Origin of the sequence: Paenibacillus sp. NAIST15-1, from assembly GCF_001894745.1 — a bacterium.
Lineage (GTDB): Bacteria > Bacillota > Bacilli > Paenibacillales > Paenibacillaceae > Paenibacillus_B > Paenibacillus_B suaedae.
In genome coordinates, this window is the sequence record NZ_BBYF01000009.1 from 84,173 (window position 1) to 104,676 (window position 20,504).

The 20,504-nt window shown below is 47.4% G+C and carries 17 protein-coding genes; 6 read left to right on the top strand and 11 right to left on the bottom strand.

The features are described from left to right. The first annotated feature begins 254 nt into the window (after nucleotides 1–254). Nucleotides 255–1,214 carry an NAD-dependent epimerase/dehydratase family protein gene (locus PBN151_RS18780; protein WP_072730240.1) on the top strand — a complete coding sequence of 320 codons (960 nt, stop codon included), beginning with the start codon at nucleotides 255–257 and terminating at the stop codon, nucleotides 1,212–1,214. A 93-nt stretch (nucleotides 1,215–1,307) separates the two neighbouring features. On the opposite strand, the gene PBN151_RS18785 is transcribed toward PBN151_RS18780, so the two are convergent. The 4 genes from PBN151_RS18785 to PBN151_RS18800 form a co-directional block, all read right to left on the bottom strand. Then, nucleotides 1,308–1,520 carry a cold-shock protein gene (locus PBN151_RS18785; protein ID WP_021252735.1) on the bottom strand — a complete coding sequence of 71 codons (213 nt, stop codon included), beginning with the start codon at nucleotides 1,518–1,520 and terminating at the stop codon, nucleotides 1,308–1,310. 201 nt (nucleotides 1,521–1,721) lie between these two features. Then, the gene (gene rnhA, locus PBN151_RS18790) at nucleotides 1,722–2,369 is read right to left on the bottom strand and encodes a ribonuclease H (protein ID WP_072730325.1); all 648 of its coding nucleotides are present in this window, start codon (nucleotides 2,367–2,369) and stop codon (nucleotides 1,722–1,724) included. A 127-nt stretch (nucleotides 2,370–2,496) separates the two neighbouring features. Continuing rightward, entirely contained in the window at nucleotides 2,497–2,733 is a 237-nt protein-coding gene (locus PBN151_RS18795) for a DUF6953 family protein (protein WP_021252737.1), read from the bottom strand. A 270-nt stretch (nucleotides 2,734–3,003) separates the two neighbouring features. Then, nucleotides 3,004–3,762 (bottom strand): MBL fold metallo-hydrolase, encoded by a 759-nt coding sequence (locus PBN151_RS18800; RefSeq protein WP_072730241.1) that lies wholly within the window; start codon nucleotides 3,760–3,762, stop codon nucleotides 3,004–3,006. Between the two features lie 134 nt (nucleotides 3,763–3,896). Here PBN151_RS18800 and PBN151_RS18805 point away from each other — a divergent pair, with 134 nt between their 5' ends. Beyond that, nucleotides 3,897–4,313 (top strand): Lrp/AsnC family transcriptional regulator, encoded by a 417-nt coding sequence (locus PBN151_RS18805; protein WP_072730242.1) that lies wholly within the window; start codon nucleotides 3,897–3,899, stop codon nucleotides 4,311–4,313. A 156-nt stretch (nucleotides 4,314–4,469) separates the two neighbouring features. Here the strand turns inward: PBN151_RS18805 and PBN151_RS18810 are convergent, their stop codons facing one another. Further along, nucleotides 4,470–5,657, bottom strand: coding sequence for a serine hydrolase domain-containing protein (locus tag PBN151_RS18810; RefSeq protein WP_083545217.1), 1,188 nt, complete (start codon nucleotides 5,655–5,657; stop codon nucleotides 4,470–4,472). Nucleotides 5,658–5,999: 342 nt separating this feature from the next. Between PBN151_RS18810 and PBN151_RS18815 the strand changes: the two genes are divergently transcribed. Then, nucleotides 6,000–7,814 (top strand): helix-turn-helix transcriptional regulator, encoded by a 1,815-nt coding sequence (locus PBN151_RS18815; protein ID WP_083545218.1) that lies wholly within the window; start codon nucleotides 6,000–6,002, stop codon nucleotides 7,812–7,814. Nucleotides 7,815–7,905: 91 nt separating this feature from the next. Here PBN151_RS18815 and PBN151_RS18820 read toward each other — a convergent pair whose 3' ends face one another. Further along, nucleotides 7,906–8,889 carry a CapA family protein gene (locus PBN151_RS18820; RefSeq protein ID WP_227774852.1) on the bottom strand — a complete coding sequence of 328 codons (984 nt, stop codon included), beginning with the start codon at nucleotides 8,887–8,889 and terminating at the stop codon, nucleotides 7,906–7,908. A 124-nt stretch (nucleotides 8,890–9,013) separates the two neighbouring features. Here PBN151_RS18820 and PBN151_RS18825 point away from each other — a divergent pair, with 124 nt between their 5' ends. Beyond that, a complete protein-coding gene (locus tag PBN151_RS18825; protein WP_072730244.1) occupies nucleotides 9,014–9,784 on the top strand; it encodes a YheC/YheD family protein in 771 nt (256 codons plus the stop codon). Between the two features lie 50 nt (nucleotides 9,785–9,834). Here PBN151_RS18825 and PBN151_RS18830 read toward each other — a convergent pair whose 3' ends face one another. Continuing rightward, nucleotides 9,835–10,287 (bottom strand): SRPBCC family protein, encoded by a 453-nt coding sequence (locus tag PBN151_RS18830; protein WP_072730245.1) that lies wholly within the window; start codon nucleotides 10,285–10,287, stop codon nucleotides 9,835–9,837. Between the two features lie 156 nt (nucleotides 10,288–10,443). Here PBN151_RS18830 and PBN151_RS18835 point away from each other — a divergent pair, with 156 nt between their 5' ends. Continuing rightward, entirely contained in the window at nucleotides 10,444–11,337 is an 894-nt protein-coding gene (locus tag PBN151_RS18835) for an AraC family transcriptional regulator (RefSeq protein ID WP_227774854.1), read from the top strand. Between the two features lie 99 nt (nucleotides 11,338–11,436). Here PBN151_RS18835 and PBN151_RS18840 read toward each other — a convergent pair whose 3' ends face one another. Continuing rightward, nucleotides 11,437–12,195 carry an exodeoxyribonuclease III gene (locus PBN151_RS18840; RefSeq protein ID WP_072730246.1) on the bottom strand — a complete coding sequence of 253 codons (759 nt, stop codon included), beginning with the start codon at nucleotides 12,193–12,195 and terminating at the stop codon, nucleotides 11,437–11,439. 348 nt (nucleotides 12,196–12,543) lie between these two features. Here PBN151_RS18840 and PBN151_RS32445 point away from each other — a divergent pair, with 348 nt between their 5' ends. Further along, nucleotides 12,544–17,106 carry a S8 family serine peptidase gene (locus PBN151_RS32445; RefSeq protein ID WP_072730247.1) on the top strand — a complete coding sequence of 1,521 codons (4,563 nt, stop codon included), beginning with the start codon at nucleotides 12,544–12,546 and terminating at the stop codon, nucleotides 17,104–17,106. Between the two features lie 164 nt (nucleotides 17,107–17,270). On the opposite strand, the gene PBN151_RS18850 is transcribed toward PBN151_RS32445, so the two are convergent. The 3 genes from PBN151_RS18850 to PBN151_RS18860 all read right to left on the bottom strand — a co-directional run bounded on the left by PBN151_RS18850 (nucleotide 17,271) and on the right by PBN151_RS18860 (nucleotide 20,502). Continuing rightward, nucleotides 17,271–18,716: a sensor histidine kinase gene (locus tag PBN151_RS18850; RefSeq protein WP_370510434.1), complete on the bottom strand. Its 1,446-nt coding sequence runs from the start codon at nucleotides 18,714–18,716 to the stop codon at nucleotides 17,271–17,273. A 38-nt stretch (nucleotides 18,717–18,754) separates the two neighbouring features. Beyond that, nucleotides 18,755–19,438 carry a response regulator transcription factor gene (locus PBN151_RS18855; RefSeq protein ID WP_072730249.1) on the bottom strand — a complete coding sequence of 228 codons (684 nt, stop codon included), beginning with the start codon at nucleotides 19,436–19,438 and terminating at the stop codon, nucleotides 18,755–18,757. A gap of 152 nt (nucleotides 19,439–19,590) precedes the next feature. Continuing rightward, a complete protein-coding gene (locus PBN151_RS18860) occupies nucleotides 19,591–20,502 on the bottom strand; it encodes an NAD-dependent epimerase/dehydratase family protein (protein WP_072730250.1) in 912 nt (303 codons plus the stop codon). Between the last annotated feature and the right edge of the window lie 2 nt (nucleotides 20,503–20,504).

Consider the following 20,504-nt stretch of genomic DNA (forward strand, 5'->3'; position numbering starts at 1 on the left):
CCAATATATGTCTTCCTGTTGCCTTCTTAACGTGGCAATCTAGAGAAAGGTTTCGCTCTAAGTTGCAATCATTCAAATTTGGGCTTGCCTTTTTTTTCGCATGGCTTCCATTACTATTCAACAGGATAGTTACTATATAAATTAACCGTACTTTTATTAGAAAAGCAGTTCGATTATGATAACAGCACAGCATGCGCATGTTGAATTCATAATTACGGAATGTGATGGAGCAAGGCTTAGGAGGAGGAACACGTTTGAGAGCAATTGTATTTGGAAGCACCGGCTTCATTGGAAGTCATGTCGTAGAGCAGCTGCTGCATGCTGGGCATGAGGTTACCGCCGTCGCACGGCATACAAGCAATATCTCATGGCTCAAACAGACCGGCGCTCAAGTCATCCAACTCCATATGGAGGATCGTACAGAACTGGCTTCTGTCATCCAAGGACATGATGTGGTCTACAACTGCACAGCAGATGCGAAGCTGAATTCGACGATACGCTTAGACGCACCCGTAGAAATTCAATTGACGAAATGGTTGACAGAAACTGCAGCCGCGCAAGGAGTAGCCCGCTTCGTTCAGTTGAGCACCATTGTTGTCTATGATTTCCGCAGCATTGAGCCAATTGATGAACGATATGATACTCAACCGATGTACCCGATACAGCAGTTAGCACTAGCAAGGGAGGAGATCGTACAAGAAGCTGGCCTCCGTAATGGAATGAAGACGGTAATATTACGTCCGGCAAGCACGATTGGAGTACGCGATCAATCCTCATTCTTCGCCAGAAAGTTCGTGGCACATGCCCGCGATCAGTATCCAATCGTCGGCGGTGGTTCAACGAAAGTGTCTCTCGTCGATACTCGCGATATCGGCCGTGCGATGGAGTGGCTTGGTACATATGGTGAGGTCGGGCAGGATAATGGGGTTTATGTATTGAAAGGATTCGATACGACTTGGATGCAATTGAAAGAGGCCATCGATGCCGCTACAGGAAAGCGCGCTTCCCTTCTCCATATCCCCGCTGAACTGACTGAGGAACAACGGAAAGCGTATCCTATGTCGCCTTTTGCATGGGACACATTAACGACCAACCGCATTTGGGACGATTCGCAAATTCGCCAGCAAGGATTCCAAACCCTCTATTCCATGGAGGAATCGGTTACGGATGCAGTTCGTGATCTGATGACTCGGCAGCAATATAGGGCTTATTAAGTAATAATCTACTTTTAAAATACAAAAAGGGACACGAAAATTCGTGTCCCTTCATAACGAATAAACTTAATGCACAAGTAACCCCGTCAACCCTTACTTGGAGGATTGAACTGGACTCGTGTTGGCAAGAACGGCTATCTTCTTCTCACCCTTGACCATTGCAGACTTGCATTGCGGGCATGTCGGTTCATTTGAAAAAGTGAAATTATCTCGCATCCATCCATTGCAATCTTCACTCGAACATATCCACACCGATGTTATTTCCATCGGCACATCCTCTTGTGATTTCTTCCGCGAGCTGTACAAACCCCATCTCTCCTCACATGATATGTTGATACGCCGACTGTAAATATAAAAGCCCCAAACGTCACGTTCGGGGCACGATATTGCGACTACAGCCGAATCAGTATGGTTCCATTATACCATACTTCCAGATTAATCTGTGTAAAAAGTGGATCTCCGTTCCAATTCTGAATCAACCTGTACAAAAGCTCTGTTGAGAAGCGGCTATTTCCTCCCGTAATCGGCCTTAATCTCGCCCCAATGCTCGGTTTCCCACTTCAGGATTTTATTGCTGTAGGTATTCGTCTGCAGCCAATGAAGCGCCCGGTCTACTAAATTCCACACTTCCCGCGTCGATTCATTGCGAACAAGCGTTGTCGCCACTTTCTTCTCGCGTACCCACTTCATCGCGGTTCGCGAATCACTGTATATCGTCTTATTGCTGCCTTGCTGCTTGAGATAAGCCAAAGAATGCACGATGGCAAGGAACTCGCCTAGGTTGTTCGTTCCATTGGGAATAGGCCCATTTGCAAAGATCACTTCTCCTGTCTTCGTATCTACTCCCTGATACTCGATCGGCCCTGGATTCCCTCTCGTCCCTACATCTACGGAAATGCTGTTATAGTCAATCTCTGATTTGGATACGGAAGCAGCAGCCCCAGCGGACTTCCCAGAAGCCCCCTTCTTCGCAGCGCCTTGACCCCAATGCTTCTTCCAGCCTTCCCGATAGGCCTTCTCCGCTTCGCTCTGGGAGGTATAGGACTTATACTTCGCGTCCTTGTAATTGCTCACTTGCGCTTGGCATTCCGGCCAGCTCGTATAGACTCCTGGCTTATTGCCTTCCCATACCACATAGTATTTCTGCTGCGCCATAACTCGTACCGCTCCTTCACCTTCTGCTTCTCTATTGACAGCGACAGCTGCCACTCCACCAGAAATACAGAGGAACATGTTGTTCCTCGTGATCCAGCGTTAGTTGCTCCATCTCTTTACGCCAAGCTTACGTCCATCCCCAGCAGAATCCATCTCTGTCCCATGCGACTTTGCCGCGATGCAGCTTACGGAACGCCTTCTTCACTTCCTTGTCGAGCGAAGCATTCCCATTCTCATTCACATATACGAAATGCTCCCCGAAGTGCGCCTTCACATATTCAATGACATCGCTCTGATAAGCGACACCCTTCGTTCTAATTTCATCGATCATCCATTCCGCTACTTGCTGAGCTGTGTATTCCACCAACATTCCACTCCTAATTCGTATCGATACTTGCATGCCTGTTTTCATTATAAATGAGCCCGCATCATATTCCTAATGTGCTCCACAAATTTTCCCTAATAAAAAAGCCGTCGGTATCCGACAGCTTTCCCCACTCTTTATCCGTAATCCGTTATCCAGTTTTCTTCGTAACGATTTTCAAGGCACCGTAAATGAACAATTCTCGAACATAACTTCCAAGCTGTACGTGCAATTACCATTGTCTAATCTCGAAAGATAACATCATATACATCACAACGTTATGACCTGACCATCCTCCGGAACGAGGAATTGATCCGCAATCCCTTTCTCTTGAGCATAACTACGCAGCTCCTGCCTCGACAGCAAGCAGTGATTCACCGCCTCCATATGCGATGAAATGATAATGGATTCCGGCGATGCCTGATGCGTCCGATAAATATCTTCCTTAGTCATGAGGATTGGGTCCCCGATAAGGAATTGAGCTGCACCTCCGTTTACCACAATCACTTCAGGCTTGTGCTGTTGAATTGCAGCGTCCACCTCATCGCACCAGATCGTATCTCCCGCGACATACAAGGTCTTCTCTGTTGGATGCGACAAGACGAAGCCGGATACCCTGCCCATCCGCTCTCCAATTTCTCCAGTGCCATGCCGACCAGCTGTGCGCTGCAAACAAACTCCTCCTACGGAGGTATGTTCATTCATCGCCTCGACATGATGGAAGCCCGCATCGCGAATCGATTGAGCATCCTGCTCGTTTTGGGCAATAATGCGAATCTCTTTAGGCAACACCGATTTTGCCGTGTCGTCGAAATGATCAAGATGAAGATGCGTTATAATGACGGCATCCACCTGAATAATCTCTTCAATAGGAGTCGGCAGCTCAACAAGCGGATTGCGAAGCTCCGCATGCGGTGTATTTGGGAATGCTGGGTAAGTCCCCTTAGGGGCCAAAAATGGATCAACCAGCAGCCTTTGACCTCCGTACTCTATAATCAGCGTAGCATTGCGAATTTGGGTAATGTTCATTCTGCACTCCTCCTGTGGCAAGCAAGCCTCTTTTTCTCTTCCTACGAATAGGATAATATGATTGGAGATAGGAAGACATATACAGAATCAAGCGTTAAGCGTCAAATACTTGATTAATGAAAGAGGTTGTTACGATGCTGGATTCTACGGATCAACGCATTATTGAAGAACTGTCCCGCAATGGACGAGTCTCGATGAAGGAACTGGGACAGAAGATTCATATGACAGGTCAAGCAACGGCGAATCGCGTACAGAAGCTGGAAGACGAAGGCGTTATTGAACACTATACGATTCAATTGAATCAAGCCAAGGCTGGGTACCCCGTACAAGCATTTATTCAAATCTATACAAAGCAGCCGGATCATCGCCCATTCTTGTCCTTTGTCGAGACACAGCAGACCTATGTTCTTCATAATTATAAAATTAGCGGCGAATGCTGCTATATGATGGAGTGCCGCTTCCCCTCCAATGAGGAACTGGATGCATTCCTCGTGGAATTGAATCAATATGCGAATTACAGACTGTCGATTGTCATTAAGAAAAACCCTTAAATAGAACTCACAAATCTTCAACCCATCATTTAACGCCATACATCGTCAAACATTCTAACTTTCTTGTCAGCCAATGCTGACAGTAACATAAAGAATACAGCCGTCTTTAAGACGGCTGTATTCTTTGTCCTTTTTATCAGACATGACAATGATTATTTACGGCTTATCGGCACCTTTGAATTCGGCACGAAAGATTTCGTCATGGGGATTAGTCGAGGATCCTGCAAACTGAAGTATATTGACGTTAGCACTCATGACATGCTTGCCGTCAAGCGTTCCCCCGCTTTGTGAACCGAATCCATGAATACCCCCGCTATGGCCCCACACCGACTCTCCATTTGGACTCTTCGTTACTTCATAAATGCCCAAGCCATACCGACCGATAGGGGTATCCACACCATCCAGCATTTGAGTCATCAATTCTTTTGACAACAGCTTGCCGCCTAGCAGTGCACTGAAAAACGCATTCAGATCCTTGGCGGTCGAAATCATGTCGCCCGCTGCGTTCCCCCATGAAGGATTGAGCTCCGTGATGTCGACGTATCCTCTGCCTTCCAATGTGATATAGCCCCGTGCATGTGGATCTGGCAAAGAGGACAGCGTGCCTGGAACGGAGGTACTTTTCAACCCCAATTTTGCAATAATGCGTGCCTCGATATTTTCGCCGTACGTTTTACCCGTAACCTTCTGGATAATAACTCCCGCCAATACATAGTTCGTATTGGAGTAGCTCCATCCCTTGCCGGGCTCGAATAGCGGCTTCTGCTCCAAGCCAAGCCGAATCAATTCATCCGCGGAATACGTTTGATAAGGCTTCTCTACTACGATCCGCTTAATGAAGTCTTCCGTTGTAAAATTGGCAATGCCGCTCGTATGATTCAGCAGCTGACGAATCGTAATTTTGCTCCCATCATATCCATTCCCCTGAACCACGCCTGGAAGCCACTTTTCCACGGAATCATCCAGACTCAATTTGTTCTCCTCCGCCAATTGAAGCATTACAGTTGCGACGAACGTTTTCGTAATGCTGCCAATACGGTAATGGAATTCCGGATCCATCTTACGATCACTATAAATACTTGCCTGGCCCGCCCCATACGACCACACCTGTCCATCCTTTACAACCTGTGCTAGGATACCGGGAACTTCCTTACGCTTCACAAGGTCATCCATCGTCTGTTGGACAAGTGAATGCTTCTCATTTGGTAGATGGTTTACTTGACTTTCTTGTGTCGAAGCCCAATTGTTTCTCACATCCTGTGCCCGAGCTGCCGAAGTATTCAGCAGCATGGATCCTGCAAGCAGCACAGAAAAACTCGCCAATAAACATTTTTGAAATAACATAGAATCCTCTCCTCTTCTTTTCTTGTAGAATCGCGGCATACATCATGCACTCGGTAGATTCAGAAGCTTAATGCCCGCGAATTAATCTCAAGCTATCTGAAAAATGTCATATTTCGTAGTAACGAAATGTCACTTATGACAAATTACTAGGCAATATGCTCGCGCAAAGGGGCATGACATGGGGTTCATATGACAAAATGTCATGATGTGACAAGCGCTGTATCATCCCGTTCTGCCGTTAAATTCTAGTAACATGGATGACGTAATTGCCTCTTGACTGTCGTCATAGTTGTTATCAATACATTGCAGAATCTATCGGGACTATGAAATGAGGTGCTAACATTGAATATAGCAATACCGTGGACGAAGCAGCGGGCGTGGTACGATTGGGCGATTCTTGTCACTCGATTCTATTGGCTGATCAGCGCGTCAGTCATCGTACTAGCGTTCCGTGAAGAGTTCCCTCACGCGATGTGGATGCTCTGTACGCTAGCCTTGCTCGTCTATCCTCTTCCATTGCTGCTGCGCTTCGGAAGACAATGGCACATGCTTGCGGAAATCTTGCTTGTCGGCGTTTTTAGTATTTGGATAAGTGCCTACTTGCCTTTAGCCTCATGGCAATTCCTTATGGCTGCCTTTGTATTCGGCTTCTTAAGCAGCCGCAATTCGATATGGTGGACCGCTCCCCTGGTTGTGATCTGTATTCCCTTTAGTCTCGGCATGGCCGTTAATTCAGCAATGGATGAGATTTTACTCCGATACCTGCCGAACAACGGGTTAGCCTACTTTCTAGGCTTTGCTTTTCAATTGCTGGCACTCACTCATAAGCAAGGTCTCATCATTCAAGAGCAGAATCGCGTGCTCGAGCATCATGTGACCCAAGTAGAGAGGCTTACCTTGATCGAGGAGCGGAGCAGACTGTCCCACGAGCTCCACGATACAATCGGACACACGTTAACATCCGTCATTATGGGATTGGAATCGATGCGTCCCGCCATTCCTGCATCACACGGCGAGCAATATGGAGAAATAATAGTACGGGCTCGCAAAGGGCTCGATGATATACGCACACATCTGCATGAGCTATCCCCCGATCAGATGGATGGAACCCTAAGCGAATCGATAAATCAGCTGTCGAACAACTTCTATACCTCGACAGGCATCAAGGTAAAACTCCGCGTGTTGGGAACAGAGTGCCCTGTAACGAAGCACGTCAGTCACTGCCTATACCGTTGCTTGCAAGAAGCCCTGACGAATGCTGTACGTCACGGACAAGCCACCTCCATAGATATTTCGCTATATTACGATGAAGAATGGCTCCGTCTGCATATCGAGGACAATGGCCAAGGGATGGAGCAGGTACAATACGGCTATGGACTTTCGGGTATGAAAGATCGTCTGCTTGCATTGGGCGGGAATCTGTCTATTCATTCCGTGCCTAGAGAAGGTACGGTAGTCGTATGTAAGGCGCCTCTCATCATGCCAGCGCCGAACGCTGCAGTGCGCGTTCTTATCGTAGACGATCGGGAATCGATTCTGCATAGCTTGCATGTGTTATTGACCAAGCACCCTGAATTCGAAGTGGTCGGGGCGGCCTCCAATGGGCGGGCAGCACTGGAACAGTGCGAGCGATTCCATCCAGATCTAGTGCTTATGGATGTAAAAATGCCGAAAATGGACGGGATTACCGCCCTTCAAACGATGAAGCAGCGGTGGCCTGACTTAAAAATTGCATTTCTGACTACTTTTCCGGACGTCGGGCAAGCGATGACGGCCCTTAAGCACGGTGCCAACGGCTATATGCTGAAGTCAGTCCATCCTAAAGAACTGATTGAGGCCATTAAATTGATTAACAACGGCGGGACGTGGATCGCGGAAGGCATTGCGGAGCAAGTATTTGCAGGCATGAAGCAATCAAAGACGAGCAACATAGAAAATAGCGCAGGTCATATTCAAGACAATCCATATGGACTTACACAGCGTGAACACCAAGTATTGCACCATCTATCATTGGGCCTTAGATACAAGTCAATCGCGAAAAAGCTCTTCTTAAGCGAAGGCACTGTACGAAACTATTGTTCCATCCTCTATTCCAAGCTGAATGTAGGCAATCGGGAAGAGGCTGTATTAAAAGGAAAACAGGAGAATCTTTGCTAATGACCCCAGCAACGCGAATGAAGGAGCAATAATTGCCCCTTCTTATTTTACTGTTCGACCTCAACTGACACGCCCGTTAGGGGTCAGTCCATTAATCGGGGATGATCGAGAACGCGGTTCGTCCCTGTTCTTCTACTCGTTGTACGGTTGTCAGCCTCTGATCGATCTTGGTAATATCCGTAATTCCTTGTTTGTTCTTCTCAATCGTTAACGATAGGATCATCCCTTGCAGCGTCTTTGGGTTCTTCTTCAATCTCGTTGTCAGGAAATTTCCTAGCGAAGAAGCCGCCACCCGGAGCCGAGTGCGACCGTACCTATCCTTCATTTTTTTGGAGATGACGGGATGAAGGACATGTGGGTGAGCGCCCAGCACCACATTTACACCGTGTTGGAACAGCAATTGCATGAGCCTTCGCTGCCTTGCCGTCGGCGTTGTTCGATATTCCTGTCCGAAATGCAAACAGGCAATGACCAGATCTGTTTGCTCTCTCAACGCCTTAACATCAGCAAGCATCCTGCTCGGATTCAGGCGATTGACCTGCCACGCTTTTGGGACAGGGATTGAATTTGTACCCAGCGTATACGCGGCAATGCCTAGCTTGATTCCCTTTACAGGTATGATCATGGATGTGTGCGCATCTCTCCTCGAACGATAGGTACCCGTGTGCTTCAATTCATAACGATCAAGAACTTCAAGTGTTCGGACTAACCCCTTCCCGCCCCCATCCATGCAATGATTGTTCGCAGTCGAGAAGAAATCAAATCCTGATCGCTTCAGTGCAGGTGCCAATTCATCTGGACAGCTAAAGATCGGATACCGTGTGACAGGATGCCTTTGCTCCTTCCAACGATTGCTCCCCTTCTGTTTCAAGATGCCGTCATCATGCCAGGTTGCACCCGAGAATGTCGTCTCTAAATTGCCAATCGCAAAATCATGCTCCTGTATATAAGGAGCTACTTGTTCAAAAATCGGTTCAAATCGATAGCCGTCAGGCTGCTTCGCTGATCCAATGATTTCACTCTTCATCAATATATCTCCTACCGCGGCAATCTTGATTACCGTCAAGTCGCTCACCCCTTCCTGCCCATAGTTTATTCAGCTACCCAACAATGTGTAAAAATAACGCGAACAATACGGGCAAGGTCCCAGTCAGACGAATAGGATAGGGTAAACACCTACAGGAGGAGGATCAGACTCCATGAAGAGAAAGGCGAGAAAGACAGCAGCTAAAACACATTCTCTAGTCGAGCCAAAGGGACCAAAGTGGGAACATCATCTCGCATTGATGAAGGATCATGAGCTGCGCGGGCATTTACCAGAGACATTGAGGCTGGATAAGGACTCTTTATCATTCATGCTATCGCTGTATCCAACAATCTATGTGAAGCCGAATCAAGGCGCCTTCGGTGAAGGGGTCATGAAGGTAAGCAAATCAATGGATTCCTCTGGATCAGAACAGTTCCATGTCCATCACGGAACGAAGCAGCATACTTTCCATTCGGAAGAACAATTGTATCCCTTCATTCTGGCGAAGAAGACAAGCAAAAAATATATTGTGCAGCAGGGAATTGATTTGATGAAATGGGAAGATCGCCCCTTCGATCTGCGCATTATGGTCAGGAAGCAGGAAGACGATAGCTGGAAGAACGAAGGTATTCTCGGCCGTGTTGCCCAGCCTAACAAAATTGTGACAAATATTCGCAGCGGCGGAAGCTCCATGTCGATTGAGAAGTTATTATCCTCGCATACCAATTGGGTCAGTCTGCGCAATGTGAAAGAGCAATTGAATCGGATCAGTGCGCGTACAAGTGAAGTGATTGAGACCAGATATCCCGGAGTGAGGATACTCGGTATTGATATCGGCATCGATCAACAATTAAAGCCATGGATCATCGAAGTGAATATGAAGCCAGAGAAAATATGCTGGGATTGCATCGAAAAACTCTACCAGGAAAGTGAATCCGTCTAGCCTATGGAAAGCAAAAGAGAGCCGACATAACGTCGACTCTCTTTGCCATTCTACCAGCCAAAATCCAATGTCTTTCCCGTTTCAGCCAGTGTCTTAATATTGCTTAGTATCATCCACCAATGTCCCTTCGTACTCTCATAGGATGGATGTCCTTCCGTCCAGTTGTCATTGACCAATGTTAACCGTGTACAGCCGCCAACCTCGTCAATCGTGAAGGTAATCCGAGTCTCCAGCTCCGCATGATTCTCACGATAAGAGGGCCCTGGATGCTCTGTATAGCTCAACACTTTGTTCGGTTCATAGGCCAAAATGCGCCCATACACATGCACCGTCTCGTCGCCTTCATTGCCTGGACCTACATATTCATAAGGAGCTCCAATTTCAAAGGTCGATTTCAGTACACTGCCGAAGAAAATTTTACGCGTCCCTTCTGGAGACGCGATCGAATTCCATACAATCTCAGGCGATGCTCCAATATAAAATTCATACTTTAATGCTTCCATTTGCCTTCACTCCTTCGCAAAATGACTGACTGCTCGTTCCCAGACTAAGCAGCATTGCGGTGATTCCCATCTATTGCTACTATGATTATAGATATTGCCCGTAAGCTTGTATTGTAAAAACGCGACAGTCCACAGGAATTAGGCACATTGTAACGGTTGGCACATAACAGGGGCTTGCTCAATCAACAAGTCCATCGTCCTTCAATCTTGATTTCGGGAGTGATTCGCATCGTACTTATGCAACCCACAATCCATAAGCCTAGCATGGGCATTTTGAACATGAAGCAAGGCGAACAGAAATTCACGCTTGCGCGCCATGTGCCCTCTGACCAATTGCGTGATGTTATTAAGCACTTCTGGATCATTCGCTGGGATCTAACCGATCAGCCTCCATACGAACAAGGGATTGTTCCAAACCCATGCGTTAATATGGTCATTGAGCATGGTCACACGGCTATCTATGGAGTTGCGCAGAACCGCTATTCTCATCGTCTGGAGGGCAAGGGAAAGGTATTAGGCATCAAATTCAGGCCAGGTGGATTTTATCCGTTCGCGGGCCTGCCCATCTCCCAGATTACGGGCCGTTCAATGCGTCTTGAAGATGTGTTCCAAGCTGATCCGCGTCTACTTGAACAGGCTGTCCTATCCGAGGACGAGGATGAGGATATGGCCGCGGCAGCAGAAGCCTTCTTCCTAGCGCATCTTCCCGCTAGAGACAACAACGTGGCTTATCTCAATCGCATCATTGACCGTATTCAGGGCGATCGCCATATTACGAAGGTCGATCATGTATGTGAACAATTTGAGGTGAATAAGCGCAAGCTGCAAAGACTGTTCCAGCAATATGTGGGTGTGACGCCTAAATGGGTCATTCGACTGTATCGATTGCACGATGCCGCAGAAACAATCGACTACGGTTCTTATCAAGATTTGACGAGACTATCCATAGATCTTGGCTACTATGATCAATCCCACTTTATCAAGGATTTCAAGGCTATCATCGGTGCTACACCAGAAGAATATACGAAGCGTGTTCTTCACGCAACATAGGAGAAGGCCGGATTCCCCTCGCTGTATGGGTCTCCGGCCTTCTGTTATTGATTCATAATTCCAATGGTTTCATTCCTGCTTCTAGCTTATGTTCTCCAGCTATATATCCTCTATTATCAAATGAACCGGGCAATGATCACTACCCATGATGTCCGAATCGATGCGAGCATCTACTAAAAAATCGTTCAATCTCGAAGATACGAGGAAGTAATCAATGCGCCACCCGATATTCCGTTCACGCACCTTCGGCATGTACGACCACCAGCTGTACGCGTCCGTCCGATCCGGATAGAAATGCCGGAACGTATCTGTGAAGCCTGCGTTTTGTAAGATGGTCATCTTCTCCCGCTCTTCTGCTGTGAATCCGGAATTGCCCTGGTTTGACTTCGGATTCTTCAAATCGATCTCTTGATGAGCAACGTTCAAGTCGCCACATACGATGACCGGCTTGCACGCATCCAGCTGCTGCAAATAGCCGCTGAATCGCTCTTCCCACTCTAGTCGTTCTTCCAGACGGGAGAGATCACGCTTCGAGTTCGGCGTGTACACATTGACTAAGAAGAAAGATTCGAATTCAAGCGTAATGATGCGGCCTTCCGGCTCCTCATTCTCCTCAATGCCATAGCGAACCGTCAGAGGCTTCTTCTTCGTAAATACAGCTGTGCCGGAATATCCCTTCTTGAGCGCATAATTCCAATACTGCGAATATTCCTCCCCAAGATCAAGCTCAATCTGCCCTTCCTGCAGTTTCGTCTCTTGGACACAGAAAATATCTGCGTCCATCTCTTGAAAGTAGTCCATAAAACCTTTATTCACGCAAGCGCGCAACCCGTTCACGTTCCAGGATATAAGCTTCATCTTCTATATCTCCTTGCTTAGCTATCAATAGTTTAGATGGTACTATACTATGTAGTGTACCATAATCTAGTACGGCCCGTAGACCAATCAAGCAAGAGTATATTGGGTCAAATTACCACAAACCTCTGCCCAATAACAAATTCTATAATACTATTTTTCTATATTGAACCTCTTCTAATAGGCCAAAATACCCATGTTTAAACTATGAATCGTGAGGTAAAATAGTCACTAACCTTAATGGCAACATATGGGTCATATTACTTTTATAAGGGGGTCTGAATTCAGATCGTTTGCATCATTGATAGAGCGCAGGCACAGCACTAACCATTTCAAAAGGGAGGTTGCAGCTTGAAATTACATACGATACGTCGAAAATTAGCGGGAATCCTTAGCATCGCCATGGTAGCCGCCATGCTATTCCCAGCCTCATCACACACTTATGCGCAAGAAATTACTTCGAAAGAACAGGTTACACCAAAGGTCAATTCCAACCTGTCTCCACAGCTCCAACTTCCTGGCCAACCCGAATCACCAACCAAAACAGGCAACAACTTTGTTCCTCAGTCCGACAGCAATAAGCCGATAACCGTCATCGTCGAATTAAACACAGAACCCGTAGCCTTATCCCAAGCGGAGCAAGGGCAAAGCTCTGCTCCTTCTGCTGACGATCAAGAAAAGAAAATTAAACTCGAGCAAAACACCTTTAAATTGCAAGCCCGGATAAACTCGAAAGCGGTAATCCGCCATGAGTATACGGCCGCACTCAATGGATATTCCGTGAGCATTCCAGCTAATGAAGTGGATCGCCTAGCGAAGCTTCCTAACGTGAAAGCCATCTATCCAAACTTGGAATATAATATACCTGTTGACGACGGGGGTGTATTCAAGCCACTTATGGATGTAAGCGCTCCCTACATTGGTACGAATGTATTATGGGACATTGGCGTCACGGGTGCTGGCATTAAGGTTGGGGTTATAGACACAGGTGTCGATTATAACCATCCTAGCTTAAAGGATGCCTTTAAGGGTGGTTGGGACTTCGTTGATAACGACAGTGATCCGATGGAAACCCGCCCTGATCTTTCGAAGCTGCCTAGAAACGGAAAACCATACCATACATCACATGGAACTCATGTAGCCGGCACGATTGTGGGCCGTGGCGACCCTAACAACCCGAACGGAAAGACGGGATGGGTCAGAGGCATCGCTCCTGGCGCTGACTTATATGCATACCGGGTACTGGGACCATACGGCAGTGGATATACAGAGAATATTATTGCTGGTATTGATAAAGCAATTAAAGATAAGATGGACGTCATCAACCTGTCGCTAGGCGGAACATTCAACAACGCTTATACGGCTGATTCAGTGGCCGTCAACAATGCAGTACGCGCTGGTGTAACCGTTGTAATGGCAGCAGGCAACGAAGGTCCTAATTCTGGAACGCTTGGCTCGCCTGGCGGAGCTCACCTTCCAATATCCGTAGGAGCTTCTACACCTCCAATGATTACACCTTTCTTCCAGGCTCCAGGCATTCAACAATTGCTGTACGCCAAACTGTCTACGCATGCACCAGAAATCACTGATAAGAACACATCATTCGAGGCGGTATATGCCAACCTCGGCAAGCCTGAGGACTACAAATATATCAAAGCATCCGGCAAGCTTGTGCTCGTCTCGCGCGGCGATATTAGTTTCCGGGACAAAGCAATAAATGCAGCGAAGGCTGGAGCTGCAGCGCTTATCATTTTCAACAACGAACCTGGGGAGCTGGGAGCAACTCTTGAATTACCAGATCAATACGTTCCTACCTACACCCTCTCACAAGCTGCGGGTCAAGCACTAAAGAGAAACATTGATAAAGGGATAACCACGGTTACCTTTGATACCGTACCAGAGGAGGATCTATTAGCGGACTTCAGCTCCCGCGGGCCTCTTCTTCCGGACTATATGATTAAACCAGACATCACTGCTCCAGGTGTTGCGATACGTTCTTCCGTACCAGCGTGGGATGGAGACTATGCGTCGAAAGGCTATGAAGCTAATAATGGTACAAGTATGGCCGCCCCACACATCGCTGGCGCCGCTGCCCTGCTGCTGGAGAAGTATCATCACAAGATAGAAACAGACGAACTGAAAGCTCTCTTGATGAATAATTCTAAAACCATAGAAGACCGCGATCATAGATTATACTCCGTAACCGAACAGGGCGCTGGACGAGTGGATCTCAATCAAGTTATTCAAGCTACAGCCATTGCTCTCGTTGAAGCAACAACCAAGGCAACAAGCGATGGCCAAAGTATCCCGTATGAGACAGGGAGTGTATCTTTTGGATTGGTTCCAGCAGGCACCCACTCCAAAGAAATTGTCGTTAAGGATATTGCAAATACGGATCAAACCTATACAATCAGCAGCTCCTGGAGCGGAACAAGCAAAGGTATCAACCTGCAGTTCACCTCGAATACGGTAACTGTACCTGCAAATGGTTCAGGAAGCCTACGGGTTAAGGTAACGGTTCCAGAAAATACTACCGGCAGCTATGAAGGCAGCATCACCTTAACTGAGCAAACAACCCATCACCAGCTGCACCTTCCTGTCAGCCTGTTTGTTGGGGATAACTATGGAATTGCACCAATTACAAACCTTACTGCGGATCCTATGTACTTCTCACCAGGCGGCAAATTTTCTCCTGCTCAGACAGCAGATGCTTATTTCGATGTAACAACAGATCTGGCTGATTTCAAGATTTCAGTAACAGACGCGGTATATGGAACATACATGGGCGATTTTTATGACAGCCAAGGCAAACTTCACAAGCCGGGTGTCTATGGATATCGGAATTGGAATGGAACGGTATGGAAAGGCGGGAAAGCTGTCTCCTTGCCGGATGGGCGGTACGAGTTCACTCCATCTATCAACGATAAGAAGCTTGAAGACCAGAAATCATTTTTCGTTATTGATCGCGAAGCACCGGAATTTACTCTGGATGATCCCCCTCTTATCAGGAACCAAGAGAATCCAGGCACGGGATTTATCCGAGGGGAAATTACGAAGGACTTATTCAAAGATTTATTCCCTGACAAGATTAATGAATATATTACCACAGTTGCATTTGATCGATTGGACAAGCAGCATATCGGCAAGATGAACAGTGATGGAACATTTGCAATTGAGGTTCCGTTGAATCCAGGCAGCAATGAATTCATTCTAATGATATATGACGCTGCAAAAAATGGTTTTGGGTATATTGCTGAGCGTATCGTGTTCGACAATAAAGATATCGTCTATGCGGGAAGCAGCAGCTCTAAAGTGCCGACTAGAAATCCATTTGACGTCAAGATCAATTATTCCGTTACAGAAGCTGTATACTCTGCTTCATTCAGTCTTACTTATGACAGCCAGGTAACGTTGTTGGGTGTGGAACCAAGCGTTACGATGGCTACTTATCAAGATAAGCACTATCCAGGTACGCCTCTGATCATTAAAGAGGATAGAGTTGAAGAACCTGGAGGCAAGATCAGATTGAATTACAGCGTCAGCCTAAGTGGGGGGGCGTCTGAGAAAGAGGGCGATATTGCAACGCTCGTCTTCTCTGGCAATCAAGAAGGAACTTATGGGTTTAACCTTGAAAATGTGCAGCTGTATAATGAGAACAACGAATTAATTCCAATAGACAAGGTCTTATCTTCTAAGATAGAAATCGCCAATCCATCCGAGCCGAATCCAGGGCCAGGGCCGGATCCAGGACCAGATCCAAGTCCAGGGCCAGCTCCGACTCCAGGGCCAACGCCGCCAGTTTCATCTTCTTTATCAGGGGGTTCTGCATCTTCAACTGCGCCTGTTCAGGTTCCATCAGGCAAGCAACTGAAGGCGGGATCACTGACGGAGACGAAGAAGGATGGAGTTGCAAACGCGGTGTTCGCGATAAATGCAGATGCCGTGAAAAAGCTGCTGCAGGACAAGGACGCCAAGCAGGTTCAACTCGATATTAGCGATGTTCGCATGAAGGAATACGGTGAAGTTGCGTTCACGCTGGACAAATCGACTGCGATGCAACTGCAGGATTCAGGCAAGGACTTGCTCCTGTCAGGAACTGAATTTGATATTATCATCCCGAATAAATCGGCAGCTGATCTTATCGGCTCGAACGGAATTGAGCTTGTGCTTTCCCTGTCTGACCACAAGGATAAAGGGTTCGCAAAAGAGCGTGGCGAAGCTACCTACACCTCTCCAAAGCTCACCATCCGCGGCCCTAAAGATGCGAAGAGTGTGACGCTTGGGATTACACTCAAGCTGACAGATGCCGCGAAGGATACTCGCAGGGCAGGTGTCTATGCACTCGCGCAAGATACGGCTAACACTTGGAAATACACATTGGCAGGAACACAAGCGGCCGACAAAAAATCGGTCACGTTCGAAGCAACTCAATACGGTACCTATACCATCGCAGAGCATGTAAGACCATTTAGCGATATTGCTGCACATTGGGCGAAGGATGAAATCGAAGTAATCGCCGCCCATGACCTGCTGCATGGTAAAGACAGCTTAGACACGTTCAAACCGAACGATGTCATTACTCAGGCTGAATTTGTCTCCTTGCTTGATCGCTTGACGAACAACGGCAAGACATGGGAGCAGCGAATTGCTGAGCCTGGGGCACGGAATCCAATCACACGCGAGAAGCTGGTCGTCTTGCTAGCGCAAGCACTGCAGACCGATCTCTCCCAAGCGAATGCATCACTTGGGTTCAAGGATGAGGCTCGTATTTCACAAGATGCGAAGGCTGCCGTTGCATATGCAGTCAGCAAAGGGCTCATCAAAGGTTCTGATGACAATACGTTCAATCCAACTGGAACTTCCACTCGTGCACAAGCAGCCATCATTTTGTATCGTGTACTGAATCAGAAGTAAGCTTAGCGGCCTATGTACAAGAAGCAGAATTCCTACGCACTTCGCGGAGGATTCTGCTTCTTTTTTTCATAGAATTAATCATTATCAGTCCATCCTACCGCTACTGAAGCTCAATAAGCAGGGCAAGTTAGATAATCAACCAATAAGCCCCGTCCAATATCCATTTACCGAGGCAGCCATATCCGAAATGTACTGCCTTCGCCTATTCGGCTAACAACGTCTATCGTTCCGCCATGTGCTTCAACAATTGATTTCGTAATAGCCAGACCTAGTCCGGAACCTCCACTTTTACGATTCCGCGAAGTTTCGCTGCGATAGAATCGATCGAACAGATAAGGAAGATGCTCAGGAGCAATACCCAACCCATTGTCAGAGACGGATAGCTGAACTCCATTCTCATTTTTTATACCCTCGACGTGAATGTGCCCTAGTTCTTCATCCGTATGTTGAACCGCATTATGCACCAGATTGAGCACAACCTGCTTCATCTTATCGGGATCTTGCTTGCATAACAGCTGAGGCTCTAGCGTAATCGCCACCGTTCTCTTCCCTGCCAGCATTACAAGCTGCGGTTCCATGCTGCGAATGACTCCATCGAGAGATCCTTCAACCAGTTCAATGGAAGGCACCCCATCTCGATCCAGCTTCGCTAGTAGAAGCAAATCATGAATCAGCTTACTTAGTCGCTCCGACTCACTATGCATGCTTGTTAATGCCTTATGCAGCTGTTCGGGATGCTGGGCCGCCCCACGAAGCAGAACCTCTAGAAATCCATGGATCGAAGTCAACGGTGTACGAAGCTCATGGGATGCATCGGCAACGAAGCGTCGCATCTGCTCCTTCATCTCCCGTTCCGCGTCGAAGGAAGTCTCTAGCCTCTCCAGCATGCTATTGAAGGAATCGGCTAGACGATCCACCTCAGATTGTCCCTGCGCGGTGGAGAAGCGCCTATCCAGATTGCCTGCATCAATTTGTTCAGCTGTATTCACCATTGCAGACAGCGGTCGCAGCGTCCTTCGGATGACTGGAAGCAGCACAATTACCCCTAGTAACATCGCTATAGCCGCTATCATGAGAAAAGTAAGCGTCTGCCCCATGAGCAAGTCGTTAAGCGGAGCCGTTGGCGCACTAATCTGTACCGTCCCTATTTCCCTGCCAGGAGCTGATAAGACGGGATGCAGTACAACCAACTGTTCTTTTCCGTTCGAATCATTTGCAATGTGGTAGGATGGATTGCCCAGAGGAGCCCTTCTTGCCTTCTCATACTCCTCAGCATTCAATTGTACGGTGGCAAGTTCACCTTGCCCATTCGGCAGTGAATGATAGCCTCCTGCTTGATCAATGAAGGCCACATGGGTATCCGGCATAAGCAGCATCGGCATTGAGGGTTCGGGTACACGCTGTCCCGACTGTTCAAGCTGACGATGATACTGTCCCACCCGCTTCCAGACGAATCCAGGAATGCTCATTGCATGACTTTGAAGACTCGCTGCTTTATTCTGATACACAACCTCGCGCATAAATATATACTGCAGCATGCCGACGATCACCAGCAAGATAGCAATGACAAGCAAAGAACGATACAGCAATTGGGTACGTAGTGAATACAAGTTTATGATCCTCTCTAGACCGGAACGCCATCGATTCCTCATGGGATATCTACCCGATAACCAGCTCCACGCAACGTTCGAATTAACTGATGTTCCTTGTCGTTCAACTTTTCCCGCAAAGATCGGATATACACCTCGACAATATTGTCCTCTCCCCCAAAGTCATAACCCCATACCCGATCCAAGATGACAGACTTGCTCAATACCACGCCACGATTCAGCACGAGGAACTTGAGCAGATCATACTCCGTTGGCGAGAGCGCCAGCACTCTGCCGCTATACTTCATTTCCTTGCGCTTGTCATCGATCACGAATGGCCCTACCTGCACACCCCCGAACATCGTCGGGAACTGATTGCGAATCCGTGCTTGAATTCGTGCCAATAGCTCAGCGAAGCTGAATGGCTTGACCATGTAATCGTCTGCCCCCAGATTCAAGCCCTTCACACGGTCATCCACCTCATCCTTCGCCGTAAGCATAATAATCGCCACATCTTCTGACTTCTTCAGCATACGGCACACCTCATACCCGTCCATCCCCGGCATCATCACGTCCAATATAACGACATGAGGCTGGAACTCAGTAAATCGGGCTACAGCAGTCACGCCATCCTGTGCAGCCTGCACATCGAACCCCTCATTTACCAATCCCAGCTCAAGAAATTGTAAAATATTCGGTTCATCATCTACGATGAGAATTCGAATCCCTCTGCTCCGATACATCCACGCCTCTCCCTCACTGCTGCGATATATTCCCTGTTCCTTCTATTATCCTATTATTAGCTGAAATACAGCTGAGCGTTCGCTTAAAATTTATTGAGGCTGCGCGAATGCATGGAGTCCATTCACTACTACGATAAATCGATCAAGTGAATTTAGCGAATATCCTTCTGGATGTTCCTATACCATTCGATCGTTTCGTCTATTCCTGCCGACAAACTATACTGAGGCTGCCATCGCAATTCCTGCTTCAAACGCCCAGCATGAGCGCCAACATACAAGGGTTCATCTACGGGATCAGGGAGTGCCCCGAATCGAAGCAAACGTTCACGCCCCAACTTCTTGGCAATCATCAGGGCGATCTGCTTTACCTGAACCGGCTTCCCTGAACCGATATTCAATGCGCCCTCCACCTTGCTGAAGAGAAAAGACACCAGCGCATCCGCCACATCCTTAACAAACAGAAAGTCTCGATACTGCTTGCCTAGTGAGCAAGCCGCCTCTCGTCCATCCAGCAGTGAACGAATGATGGAGGATACGAGACGGTTCCCTTGCTCATAAGGGCCATATAAATGAAAAATACGTGCCCAGCCGCTGCTTATCCCCTGTTGTTCCGTATAAGACTCCAGCCAAGCACGCAGCGAATTTTTGCATACCGCATATAAAGTCTTCTTCGATAATGAAGAATTGACCTCTGACAATAATCCCGGCGTCCATTCATATTCGGCACAAGAGCCAGCAACGATCAATCTTTGTCCGCCACATTGAATGAAATGATCAATAAGCTTCTTGCTGGATTGCATCCAGTTATAGTTGCTCAGAGAAGTATAACATTGCGGCGGAATGGCATCCCAGGCAAGGTGCATAAGGTGTGTTGGTCTTACCTGTTCGATAAGGGCCTTCACTTCTTCCTCATCCCATAAATCTATCTGATGCCACGTACAGAAGAGATCCGCTCTATGCGCTCTCCGATATATAGCATGAACGTCATACCCTTTCTGGAGCAGGATCTGAACGACGAAGCCGCCGATCCACCCACTGCCGCCCGTAACCAGTATTTTATCCATCC

Excerpts from the sequence above, each read along its gene's own strand:
- PBN151_RS18800 (WP_072730241.1), bottom strand. The coding sequence starts at position 3,762 with ATGAACATTACCCAAATTCGCAATGCTACGCTGATTATAGAGTACGGA.
- PBN151_RS18810 (WP_083545217.1), bottom strand. The coding sequence starts at position 5,657 with ATGTTATTTCAAAAATGTTTATTGGCGAGTTTTTCTGTGCTGCTTGCA.
- PBN151_RS18860 (WP_072730250.1), bottom strand. The coding sequence starts at position 20,502 with ATGGATAAAATACTGGTTACGGGCGGCAGTGGGTGGATCGGCGGCTTC.
- rnhA (WP_072730325.1), bottom strand. The coding sequence starts at position 2,369 with ATGGCGCAGCAGAAATACTATGTGGTATGGGAAGGCAATAAGCCAGGA.
- PBN151_RS18825 (WP_072730244.1), top strand. The coding sequence starts at position 9,014 with ATGAAGAGAAAGGCGAGAAAGACAGCAGCTAAAACACATTCTCTAGTC.
- PBN151_RS18830 (WP_072730245.1), bottom strand. The coding sequence starts at position 10,287 with ATGGAAGCATTAAAGTATGAATTTTATATTGGAGCATCGCCTGAGATT.
- PBN151_RS18855 (WP_072730249.1), bottom strand. The coding sequence starts at position 19,438 with ATGTATCGGAGCAGAGGGATTCGAATTCTCATCGTAGATGATGAACCG.
- PBN151_RS18840 (WP_072730246.1), bottom strand. The coding sequence starts at position 12,195 with ATGAAGCTTATATCCTGGAACGTGAACGGGTTGCGCGCTTGCGTGAAT.
- PBN151_RS18805 (WP_072730242.1), top strand. The coding sequence starts at position 3,897 with ATGCTGGATTCTACGGATCAACGCATTATTGAAGAACTGTCCCGCAAT.